Consider the following 11,643-nt stretch of genomic DNA (forward strand, 5'->3'; position numbering starts at 1 on the left):
GGGTACCGGTGCAATTCTATCAGATATAGCCACTGAATGGTATTTTTATATAAACTATTTGCCTGGGGCGGATATGCGACTTGTACACTGCATGTCGCTATATAGAGTGAACAGGACGGATCGGGCGAGATTCGACGGTCGAAATCCGGCCGAAACACCCGCCTGCACCGCCGACAGTGCCGTCGCTCGCCGGTGTTCGATCCGAGTGCAAAATCACAGGCGCTATGTTCCTCACCCGTCGATGGTGACCATAGAATGGCACGAGCTAGCGTTATCGGGTGTGGCAACATGGGGAGTGCCCTCGTGCGCGGCCTTGCCCGTTCTGGCGATCACAGCGTGGTCGCCTACGACGTGGACGAGGCGGCACTCGACGCAGTCGCCGAGTACAGCAGCGAGACGACGACGGATCTCGAGCGCGCGACCGAGTCAGATATCGTCTTCCTGGTCGTGAAGCCCGACATCGCACCGGCGCTCGTCGAGGATCTCGACCTCTCTGCAGAGCAGACGCTCGTCTCTTTTGCTGCTGGCGTTTCGACGGACGTCATCGAGCCGCTGACCGACGCCTCGGTCGTTCGCGTGATGCCGAATCTCGCTGCAGCGACCGGAAACATGGCAGCGGCAGTGACCGGTGGCGAACTCACGCCCGAAATCGAGGCGCTCCTGGAGGAGGCGGGCGTCTTCGTGGAGGTCGATGAGGAGCAGATGGACGTCGCCACAGCCGTCAACGGGAGCGGCCCCGCGTTCGTCTTCTACCTCATCCAGGCGATGCAGGACGCTGGCGTCGACGCCGGACTGAACGAGGACGACGCTCGGGTGCTCGCGGCCCAGACCTTCAAGGGTGCCGCAGAGACGGTGCTCCGCTCCGACGACGACATCGAGGATCTCATCGACGCGGTGTGTTCGCCGAACGGGACGACGATCGAGGGGATGGAGGTCCTCTGGGACGGCGACGCCGACGAGCAACTCGCCGCGGCGGTGGCCGCCGCCGAGCGACGATCGAAGGAACTCGCCAGCGAGTCCGCGGGGGAGTGATTCGATGAGCGATTCGAAGACCGACGCCGCCACCGCGATTCCCGCTGTCGAGGCAGCGACGATCGAGGCAGCCAGAACGCAGGCTGCCGAAGCCCAACGCGTCGTCGTCAAGGCCGGGACGAACACGCTCACGGACGACGACTCGAACCTCGATCGCGAGAAGGTCGACAAGCTCGTCGACGACATCGCCGATCTCCTCGCTGACGGCCGAGAGGTGCTCCTCGTCTCCTCCGGGGCCGTCGGCGCCGGAAAGGGCCGGGTGGACCACCCCAGCGATACGGTCGAGGAGGCCCAGGCCCTCTCGACGGTCGGCCAGTCTCACCTGATGGCGACGTACGCCGACAGCTTCGGGCGCTACGACCGCAAGGTCGCCCAGCTCCTCCTGACCGAGACCGACCTCGACGACACGGAGCGGTTCACGAACTTCACGAACACCGTCGAGACGCTGCTGGAGTGGGACGTCGTGCCGATCATCAACGAGAACGACGCCGTCGCCACCGAGGAGATCCGCATCGGCGACAACGACATGCTCTCGTCGTCGGTCGCGATCGGTGTGGGGGCGGATCTCCTGGTCACGCTGACGGACGTCGGCGGCGTCTACACGGCGAATCCGAAAGACGACCCGTCCGCTGAGCTCGTCGAAGCGGTCGGCAGCAACTACGCCGATGTCCAGGCAGCCGTCGAGGAGAGCTCGGAGGTGACCTTCGGCGGTATCCAGACGAAGGTTCACGGCGCGCGCGCGGCGAGCGAGCACGAGATCCCCGCGATCATCGGCAAGTCGACTGAGGAGTCCGTGCTCGCGAAGATCGGTGAAGGCAAACCCGTGGGGACCATCTTCGTGCCCACGAACGGTGACTCCGAATGACGGTACTGCCGAATCGGACGACGCAGACCGGTGATTTTCAATGAGTGAGACCGCCGAGCAATCGACAGAGGCGAAGGTCGAAGCGGCAGAGCGAGCAGCACTCTCGCTGGCGAAGAGCTCCGACGAGGATCGGTCCTCGGCGATCCACGCGATCGCCGACGCGATCGCGGCCCACCACGACGAGATCCTCGCGGCGAACGAGCGCGACGTCGAGCAAGCCGAGGAGCTGCTCGCTGCCGGGGAGTACACCCAGGCGCTGGTCGACCGCCTCGAGCTCTCGCCGTCGAAACTCGAGAGCATCGAGGAGATGGTCCGCAGCGTCGCCGAACAGGACGATCCGCTCGGCGAGACCCAGACAGCCCGGAAGCTCGACGACTACCTCGAACTCTACCGCTGCTCCGTCCCCATCGGCGTCGTCGGGACCATCTTCGAGTCCCGGCCGGACGCACTCGTCCAGATCGCCGCGCTCTGTCTGCGGTCCGGAAACGCAGTCATTCTGAAAGGGGGTAGTGAGGCGAGCCATTCGAACCGCGTGCTCTTCGATCTGATCGAGGAAGCGACCCAGGGTGGCTCGGCCGGTGCCGATTCCGCGTCCGACGCTTCGGCGTCAGTTCCCGACGGCTGGGCACAGCTCATCGAGGCCCGGGCGGACGTCGACACCGTCCTCGAGATGGACGATTCGATCGATCTCGTAATGCCCCGGGGCAGCTCCGAGTTCGTCGAGTACATCCAGCAGAACACGCACATTCCGGTGCTCGGTCACACCGAGGGCGTCTGTCACGTCTACGTCGACGACGAGGCCGATCTATCGATGGCGACGGAGATCGCGCTGGACGCCAAAGTCCAGTATCCCGCGGTCTGCAACGCCGTCGAGACCGTGCTCGTCCACGAGGACGTGGCCGACTCCTTCCTCCCCGAGATGGTCGAGCGCTACCGGGACGCAGACGTGGAGGTCCGCGGCGACGAGACGGTGCGGTCGATCGTCGAGGCGAGCGGCGTCGACGCCGACGTGATCGCGGCGACCGAGGAAGACTGGGCGACCGAGTACGGCGATCTGATCGTCTCGATCAGGGTGGTCGACTCGATCGAAACCGCCGTCGACCACGTCACGACGTACGGCTCGAAGCACACCGACTCGATCGTCACCGAAGAGGCAGCGAACGCCCGGTACTTCATGCGGAGTCTCGACTCCGCGAGCGTCTTCCACAACGCCTCGACGCGGTTCGCCGACGGCTATCGGTACGGCCTCGGTGCGGAGGTCGGGATCAGCACGGGCAAGATCCACGCGCGCGGCCCCGTCGGCCTCGAGGGGCTGACCACGTACCAGTACTACCTCGAGGGCGACGGCCAGATCGTGGGTACGTACGCGGGCGCGGACGCGAAACCGTTCCTTCACGAGGACTTCGACGATGAGTGGCGGCCGGGACACCGGTCGACCGAGTAACGTAGCCAGTTCGCGCTTCGGGGATTCGCTGCTCCAGGCACGAATTCTATGCGAATCCGGTCGTACGCTGGGATTATGTTGCCCATATTGATTTAATAGACCAATTATAATCTGATTACTGGCCATATGAGTTCAGGATACTAGTTTTGGTATGGGAACTTGAAAATACTATCCTATATGTCTATTTATTAACCATGAACTATTAGGCCGCATCGCTCATCCGTTCAGGTATGTCGGACGATCACTGGTTCGATCGGCGGTCGTTTCTCAAGCACGGAACCGCTGCCGGGGCGTCAGTAGCGACTGTCGCACTCGCGGGCTGTTCCGGTGGGGACGGTGACGGCGGCGACAGTGGGAACAACACGAACGGCGACGGCGGCGGTGGGGGCGTCGGCAACGGCATCGACGAGGAGGAGAACTGGCAAGACCTCGACGAACCCGAGGGCCGTGACGCGTACCTCCAGCGTGCCAACCTCGCCGCCCACCAGGAAGCGCCGTGGATCTTCCTGAACCGGCAGTACAGCAACTACGGGAAGCAGACCAGTCTCGAGTGGGAGCCCCGCAACGACGAACTGATCTGGGCCATCCAGATGTCCCCGGAGGGCAACTCCGTGACGGTGACGCAAGGCAAGATGGACACCGGGCTGGATCCCCACGACCACCGGGAGACCCCGACCGACAACATCGTCACCCAGGCCTACGACCGGCTGCTGATGCGGGCCAGCGACGGATCGATCGAGGCCGCACTCGCCGAGGACTGGGAGCGCATCGAGCCCGGTCACGTCCGGTTCCACATCCGCGACGGCGTCACGTTCCACAACGGCGACGAGCTCCAGCCGTCGGACGTCGCGTACAGTATCAACCGCGTGGTCGATCCCGAGGTGGGCATCGTCAGCCCGCAGAACGACCAGCTCGCGGGCGTGACCGGTGCGGAGGTCGTCGACGGTGAACGAGCGGTCGACGTCTTCTCCGATGGCATCAACCCCGTCATCTTCTCGCTGTTCGCCTCCTACTGTAACATCGTCCAGCAGGAGTGGATCGAATCCCGGAGCAGTTCGGAGATCAACAGTAACATGAACGGGACGGGGGCCTTCCAGCTCACCAACTACGAAACGAGCGTGGTGGAGTACGAGGCCTACGAGGACCACTGGCGAGGTGCACCGGAGTTCGATTCGCTCGCGTTCCGCGGAGTGTCGGAGAGCAGCACACGGGTCAATCAGCTGATTCAGGGCGAAACGGACGTCATCGTCAACGTCCCGCCCCAGCAGGTCTCGAACGTCCAGAACGCCAGCGGTGCCGAGATGGCACCCGTTCCCAGTACCCGCATCATCTACAACGGGATGCGCTACGACGTCGAGCCGTTCGACGATCCGCTGTTCCGTCGCGCGATGAACTACGCGATCGATCTGGAGACGATCGTCCAGGATACGCTTCAGAGCTTCGCTGACCAGACTGCCCAGCCGACGCTCGAGGGGTTCGTGGGCTACAACGAGGACCTCGATCCCTACCCCTACGATCCGGAGCTCGCCAACCAGCTCATCGAGGCCTCTGAGTACGACGGAGCGGAGCTCGAACTCCACACGCCGGTCGGCCGATACCTCAACGACCTCGAGATCGCGCAGGCGACCGCTGGCTACATCGACGACCTCGACAACGTCACTGCGACCGTCAACCAGCGCGTGTTCGAAAATCTCGCGGGCGAACTGACCGACGGCGACATCGAGACCAGTCCGAAGTGGTATCTGATCGGGTGGGGAAACGCCGTGTTCGACGCCTCTCAGACGCTCATTCCGCTGCTGACCAGCGGCGGAGCACTGACCTCGTGGAAGAACGAGGAGTTCGACGCCCTCGTGAACGAGGCACAGAGCCTGCCCGGGAGCCAGTAACCTCCAGCGACCGATGTCGCTGGGACGCTTCCTCGTCAGACGATCACTGCAGGGTATCCTCGTCGTCTGGGGAGTTATTACCGTAGTTTTCCTGCTCCGGGTCGTCTCGCCAGGCGATCCGGTCACGTTCATCGCCCCGCTGGACGCCAGTCCCGAGCTCAGGCAACGGATCGCGGAAGACCTGGGATTGAACGAGCCGATCTACGTGCAGTATTTCGACTACCTCGCTGGCCTGCTCCAGGGAGACATGGGCTACTCGTACCAGCGAGGACTGCCAGCTAGCGACCTCGTCTGGGATCGCATTCCGGCGACCGTCGAGCTGGCCGTCGCCTCGAGTATCGTGGCGATCGTCCTCTCAATCCCGCTCGGCGTGGTCGCGGCGACCCGCCGACACAGTCCGGCGGACTACGGGGCGACCCTGTTCTCGCTGGTCGGCATCTCGACGCCGAACTTCTGGCTGGGGATCATGCTCGTGCTGTTCATGTCGGTCCAGCTGGACCTGTTCCCGACGAGCCAGCGTCCAGTCGGGTTCCTCGAGGCGTGGAGCCATTTGATTCACGTAAATCTCAGCTCGCCGTCACTTTCGGTGCCGCTCGATGCCCGTGCGTTCGCCGACGACATGGGGACGTGGCTCTGGCACATTACGCTGCCGGCGATCACGCTCGGCACCTACTTCACCGCCCTGATCACGCGGCTGACGCGGAGCGGGATGCTCGACGAGCTGGGCAAGGAGTACGTCACTGCTGCCCGGGCGAAAGGGCTCCCCGAGACGCTCGTGCGCTATCGGCACGCACTCAGGAACACGCTGATCCCGATCCTTACCGTCCTTGGGCTCCAGCTCGGGACGCTCATCGGTGGCGCGGTGATCACGGAGGCGGTGTTCGCGTGGCCGGGCCTCGGGTCGCTCCTGATCGACGCGATCAACAGCCGTGACTGGCCGATCATCCAGGCGTCGCTCATCGTCATCGGCGTGAGCTTCGTCGTCATCAACGTCGCCGTCGACGTCGTCTACGGCTACCTGAACCCGCAGGTGGGGTACGAATAATGGTCTCGGATCGAACCTGGCGAAATCTGAAAGTCGAACTCAAGCGGAGTCACCTCGCGAAACTGGGCGTGGTGTTGATCCTGTTCGTGCTCCTCGCCGCGACGTTCGCGCCGTTGTTAGCACCACACGATCCGACGGAGACCAGCCCGGGCGAGGCGAATCTCCCGCCGCTTGGATTCAGCGAGACGCGGACCGAGTCAACCACCGTGATGGAGGGCGGCGAGATCAAGATCGTGGAAGAGGAGATCAAGGTGAACGCCCAGACGGAGCATCCACTCGGGACCGATCACGTCGGCCGTGACGTGCTCTCCCGTGCGCTGTTCGGCGCTCGAACGTCCCTCATCGTCGGCATCGGCGGAACGGCACTCGCCGCGATGTTCGGGGTCATCGTCGGCCTCGTCTCGGGCTTCTACGGCGGACGCGTCGACGACGCGCTCATGCGAGCTGCGGACGTCATGCTGGCGTTCCCGTCGCTCGTGCTCGCGATCGCACTCGTCGGTCTCTGGGGCCAGCAGTCCCAACCGATCCCCGACCCCTTCCACGAACTCGGTATAACCCCCGGGATGCCAGAGACGATCGTCGTCCCGGTCACGATCATCGCGGTCGTGGCGCTCGTGAACTGGGTCTGGTTCGCACGCGTCGCCCGTGGCGAAGCGTTGCGCGTGCGCAACGAGGAGTACGTCAAGGCCGCCCGTAGCGTGGGCGCCTCGGACTTCGAGATTCTCTGGCGCCACGTCCTTCCGAACAGCCTGACGCCGATCCTGGTGCTCGGGACGATCCAGATCGCGGCGATCATCCTGCTGGAGAGTTCGCTGTCCTTCCTCGGCTTCTCCGGGGCGAACCTCTCCTGGGGGCTCGACATCGCGCAGGGGCGGGACTACCTCTCCTCGTCGTGGTGGATCGCGACCGTGCCCGGCGCCGCGATCGTCGTCGCCGTCGTCGGGATCAACCTCGTCGGCGACTGGCTCCGCGACGCACTCGATCCTGGCATCGACCAGGGGGAGGGCGGTGTCTGATGGCCCGCGACCTCCTTCGCGTTCGCGACCTGACGACCCGCTTTTTCACCCAGGAGGGGCAGGTCAACGCCGTCGAGAGCGTCTCCTTCGACGTGCGCGACGGCGAGGTGCTCGGGATCGTCGGCGAGTCCGGATCGGGCAAGAGCGTCACGGCGCTCTCCCTGGTCGATCTCGTCGAGGACCCCGGCCAGATCGTCGACGGCGAAATCCAGTACCGGAACGCCGAGCTCGCGGAATCGGCCAGCGAGAACGACCCTGCGGCCGTCGACGGCGAGTACGTCGACGTCCGGCAGCTCCCGGAGCGACACCGTCGAGCGCTCCGCGGTCCCGACTTCGCGACGATCTTCCAGGACCCCGCGAGCAGTCTCAACCCGTCCCTTCCCGTCGGCGAGCAGATCGCCGAGGCCGTGGAGGTCCAGCGTCGTGCGAGCGCGAACCCCCGATCCACCCGGTCGCGGACGCAGTCGTACGGCCTGGGCAAGTTCCTGCTCGGCAGTGCCGTTCCCGGAAAGGGATACCTCTCCGAGGAGAGCGAGGCGAGGGCGATCGAGCTGCTCGAACTCGTCGGGATTCCGGACCCTGCCGAGCGCGCGGAAGCGCTCCCACACGAGTACTCCGGCGGAATGCTCCAGCGCGCGATGATTGCACAGGCGCTCGCCGGCGAGCCGGAGCTCCTGATCGCCGACGAGCCAACGACGGCACTCGACGTCACGATCCAGGCCCAGATCCTCGACATCCTCGGGGACATCCAGGAGGAGACGGGGATGACGATCCTCCTCATCACCCACAACCTCGGCGTCATCGCGCGGATGTGCGACCGCGTCGGCGTGATGTACGCCGGCGAGATCGTCGAGCGCGGCACGCTGGAGGACGTCTTCGACGACCCCACTCACCCTTACACGAAGGGGCTGCTCGGATCGATCCCGGATCTCGAATCCGCGGGCGGGCGGCTCCAGCCCATCGAGGGCAACGTGCCGAGCCTCCTCGATCACGAGATGGACGATCGCTGCTACTTCGCCGATCGCTGTCCGAAAGCGATGGAGGAGTGTCTCGAGAAACCACCCGAGTTCGCCGGGCCCGGCAGCGAGGAACACGCGGCGGCGTGTTACCTCGCCGACCATCCGTTCGAACCGGAGCAGGCGCTTCCGGACGGGTTCTTCGACGACGAGGACGGTTCGGCCGACGCGAACGACGGGGAACGCCCCGAGACTGCCAGCGGCGAGGAGGTGAGCGCCGATGACTGAACCACTGCTGGAGGTGCGCGACCTCGAGAAGCACTTCTACGAGCGTGACACGCTCGTCGACAGGATGCTCGGCGGCGAGCCCGTCTCGATCAGAGCCGTCGACGGCGTCAGCTTCGACGTCCAGGCAGGCGAGACGCTCGGGCTCGTCGGCGAGTCCGGCTGCGGCAAGTCGACCTGTGGCGAGACGCTCCTCCGGCTCCAGGATCCGACCGGCGGCACGATCCGCTTCGACGGCGAGGACGTCCTCGAGCTCTCCGGCGACGACCTCAAGTCGTTCCGCCGGAACGCACAGGTGGTCTTCCAGGATCCGTTCTCCAGCCTCGACCCCCGGATGACCGTCGGTGCGACGGTTCGCCAGCCGCTCGACGTGCACGGCGTCGGGACGAAGGCCGAGCGAACGGAGCGCGTCCGCGAACTGCTCGATCGCGTCGGGTTGAGTCCCGACCAGTACGATCGCTACCCGCACGAGTTCTCCGGTGGGCAACGCCAGCGCATCGGCATCGCGCGGGCGCTGGCGCTCGAGCCGGATTTCATCGTGCTCGACGAGCCGACGAGCGCACTCGACGTCTCCGTGCAGGCGCAGATCCTGAACCTGCTCTCGGAGCTCCAGGAGGAGTTCGACCTGACCTACCTCCTGATCTCCCACGACCTTTCGGTCATCCGCCACATCTCCGATCGCGTCGCCGTGATGTACCTCGGTGAACTCGTCGAGGTGGGACCGGTCGCGGAGATCTTCGAATCGCCGAGCCATCCCTACACGCAGGCGCTCCTCGAGAGCGTTCCTCGCGCTTCCACGGACGAGCGTGATCGCGAGATCGAGACGCTCTCCGGCGACGTCCCCTCGCCGCGGAATCCGCCGAGTGGCTGTCGCTTCCGCACGCGCTGTCCCTCGGTGATCCCGCCCGCCGACGTCGCAGTCGAGCAGTCTGAGTACCGCCAGATCATGGACGTGCGCGAGCGCATCGAGTCCCGCGACATCGACCTCGAATCCGCCTGGGAGTACGTCGCCGACGAGCAACCCGACACGGGGACCTCCTCGCTTCGGGGGCTGCTCGACGACGATGCCGTCCGGGACGATCCGTTCAGGGACCGCTACGGCGACGCGTTCGTCGCTCGCCTGGAGGAGCGGCTCCTCGACGACGAGCTATCGGCTTCCCACGCCGACACCGTCCGATCGGCGTTCCGAGAGCTGTCCTACGACGACTGGGAGCGCGCCGCCGAGATACTCCGAGACCGGTACGAGAGCGTCTGTGAGGTCGTCTCACCGGCACTCCAGCAGAATCGATCCCATCCCGTGGCCTGCCACCTCTACGAGCAACCCGGTCCGGTGACGTCCGAAATCGAGGACGCGGACGTGGACGCGCCGCCGTCGGCTGAACGCGGGAGCGACAGTGCTCACTCCGACTGATCGGTCGAAAAACCGTCTGCATCGTCCTCGGACGCGACACTGACCGCGTTTCCGCTGCGTGGCCGTTCCGTTACGCGATCGCGCCCTCGGCCTCGAGCAGCTCGTGGTACCGGTTCCGGATCGTCACTTCGGAGATGTTCGCGACGCGGCTGACCTCGTTCTGCGTGACCTTCTCGTTGGTCAGCAGTGAGGCGGCGTACACGGCTGCGGCGGCGAGGCCGACCGGCGACTTGCCGCTGTGGATCCCCTCGTCTTTCGCGGTCTTGAGGAGCTTCCGGGCCCGGCGTTCGACCTCCTCGGAGAGTTCGAGCTCGGAGACGAACCGGGGCACGTACTGCTCGGGGTCGGCGGGCTTGATCTCGAGGCCGAGTTCGCGGACGACGTAGCGGTAGGTCCGAGCGATCTCGTCCTTCTCGACGCGGGAGACCGCGGTGATCTCGTCGAGACTTCGGGGCGTCCCGGCCTGTCGCGCTGCGGCGTAGAGTGATGCCGTCGAAACGCCCTCGATCGAGCGTCCAGGCAGCAGGTCCTCCGCGAGCGCGCGTCGGTAGATGACGCTGGCTGTCTCGCGAACGTTCTCGGGGAGGCCGAGTGCGCTCGCCATCCGGTCGATCTCGCCGAGTGCCTGCTTGAGGTTGCGCTCCTTGGAGTCCCGCGTGCGGAATCGCTCGTTCCAGGTGCGCAGGCGCTGCATCTTCTCGCGCTGGCGGCTCGATAGCTGGCGGCCGTACGCGTCCTTGTCCTGCCAGCCGATGTTCGTCGAGAGCCCCTCGTCGTGCATCATCTTGGTCGTGGGGGCGCCGACGCGACTCTTCTCGTCTTTCTCGCGGGAGTCGAAGGCACGCCACTCCGGCCCGCGGTCGATCTCGTCCGTCTCGACGACCAGGCCGCAGTCCTGACAGACGGTCTCGCCGTGCTCCTCGTCGTTGACGAGGTGTCCGCCACACTCGGGACACTGGACCGTCTCGTCGACCTCCTCCGTCTGCTCCTCGGACTCGGTCTCGGCTCGCTCCCGTTCCCGGGTTCTACGTCCGTCTGACATTGTGTATGGTGATCCCCCTCGGGAAAACCGCTCCCTTATTTGTTGCGCAGGACGGGACTTAAGGTCTTTGCCCAATTTTGCCCCAATTTCGCCGGCAAGCGCCGATTCGTGGCGTCTCGCTGCCGTTTCCCGTATCGTGAGATGGATCCACGTTCCGAGCGTTGCTCCGGCCCGGAATCGGGGGTCTGTGCCCGCGACAGTGACCTGTGGTGATCAGCGAAGAGAACTGGACGTTCGGCCAGGAACGGATCGGTCAGGTGCCTCCTGCCGTCGAAGGGCCGCTCTCGGCGAATCGGTGGTTTTGGCTTCGTCAGTGCCGATCGTCGAACGAGTGGGCCACCATTCGAAACGCTTACTCCCGGGCCGAAAGTGGTCCTCGTTATGAGCGAGCAACGCGTCGAGACCGAAGACGTAGAGCACGTCGCTGGCCTCGCACGGGTGGACCTCGACGACGGCGACGCCGAGCGGTTCGTCGAGCAGTTCGCGGACATCCTCGAGGCCTTCGACGCGCTCGAGGAGGTGCCCGACGTGGATCGGGACGCCGAGTTGACCAACGTCATGCGCCCCGACGAGGAGCGCGCGTCGCTCTCCCAGGACGACGCTCTCGCGAACGCCCCCGAGAGCGAGGACGGCTACTTCAAGGGCCCCAACGTCTCCTGAG

General features: G+C 65.2%; 10 protein-coding genes. 9 read left to right on the forward strand and 1 reads right to left on the reverse strand.

Annotation, left to right across the window (positions count from 1 at the left end; genetic code table 11):
* Positions 1 to 288: 288 nt before the first annotated feature.
* The 8 genes from proC (at position 289) to ACZ5KP_RS15170 (ending at position 9,940) form a co-directional block, all read left to right on the forward strand.
* Positions 289 to 1,032, forward strand: a complete 744-nt coding sequence (proC, locus tag ACZ5KP_RS15135) for a pyrroline-5-carboxylate reductase (protein ID WP_464761850.1) — start codon at positions 289 to 291, stop codon at positions 1,030 to 1,032.
* A gap of 4 nt (positions 1,033 to 1,036) precedes the next feature.
* On the forward strand, positions 1,037 to 1,897 hold the full coding sequence (gene proB, locus ACZ5KP_RS15140) for a glutamate 5-kinase (RefSeq protein WP_460918726.1): 861 nt from the start codon (positions 1,037 to 1,039) through the stop codon (positions 1,895 to 1,897).
* A gap of 40 nt (positions 1,898 to 1,937) precedes the next feature.
* Positions 1,938 to 3,341 carry a glutamate-5-semialdehyde dehydrogenase gene (locus ACZ5KP_RS15145; protein WP_460918727.1) on the forward strand — a complete coding sequence of 468 codons (1,404 nt, stop codon included), beginning with the start codon at positions 1,938 to 1,940 and terminating at the stop codon, positions 3,339 to 3,341.
* Between the two features lie 230 nt (positions 3,342 to 3,571).
* Positions 3,572 to 5,227 (forward strand): ABC transporter substrate-binding protein, encoded by a 1,656-nt coding sequence (locus tag ACZ5KP_RS15150; protein ID WP_460918728.1) that lies wholly within the window; start codon positions 3,572 to 3,574, stop codon positions 5,225 to 5,227.
* A 13-nt stretch (positions 5,228 to 5,240) separates the two neighbouring features.
* Positions 5,241 to 6,272, forward strand: coding sequence for an ABC transporter permease (locus tag ACZ5KP_RS15155; protein ID WP_460918729.1), 1,032 nt, complete (start codon positions 5,241 to 5,243; stop codon positions 6,270 to 6,272).
* Complete coding sequence (locus ACZ5KP_RS15160) at positions 6,272 to 7,288, forward strand: ABC transporter permease (RefSeq protein WP_460918730.1); 1,017 nt, start codon at positions 6,272 to 6,274, stop codon at positions 7,286 to 7,288. Before ACZ5KP_RS15155 ends, ACZ5KP_RS15160 begins: the two co-directional genes overlap by 1 nt.
* On the forward strand, positions 7,288 to 8,532 hold the full coding sequence (locus ACZ5KP_RS15165; protein WP_460918731.1) for an ABC transporter ATP-binding protein: 1,245 nt from the start codon (positions 7,288 to 7,290) through the stop codon (positions 8,530 to 8,532). Before ACZ5KP_RS15160 ends, ACZ5KP_RS15165 begins: the two co-directional genes overlap by 1 nt.
* On the forward strand, positions 8,525 to 9,940 hold the full coding sequence (locus tag ACZ5KP_RS15170) for an ABC transporter ATP-binding protein (protein WP_460918732.1): 1,416 nt from the start codon (positions 8,525 to 8,527) through the stop codon (positions 9,938 to 9,940). The genes ACZ5KP_RS15165 and ACZ5KP_RS15170 overlap by 8 nt, the downstream gene beginning before the upstream one ends.
* 70 nt (positions 9,941 to 10,010) lie before the next feature.
* On the opposite strand, the gene ACZ5KP_RS15175 is transcribed toward ACZ5KP_RS15170, so the two are convergent.
* The gene (locus tag ACZ5KP_RS15175) at positions 10,011 to 10,982 is read right to left on the reverse strand and encodes a transcription initiation factor IIB (protein ID WP_460918733.1); all 972 of its coding nucleotides are present in this window, start codon (positions 10,980 to 10,982) and stop codon (positions 10,011 to 10,013) included.
* A gap of 381 nt (positions 10,983 to 11,363) precedes the next feature.
* Between ACZ5KP_RS15175 and gatC the strand changes: the two genes are divergently transcribed.
* Positions 11,364 to 11,642: an Asp-tRNA(Asn)/Glu-tRNA(Gln) amidotransferase subunit GatC gene (gene gatC, locus ACZ5KP_RS15180; protein WP_460918734.1), complete on the forward strand. Its 279-nt coding sequence runs from the start codon at positions 11,364 to 11,366 to the stop codon at positions 11,640 to 11,642.
* The last annotated feature ends 1 nt before the right edge of the window (position 11,643 follow it).

This window comes from Salinarchaeum chitinilyticum (assembly GCF_055390775.1).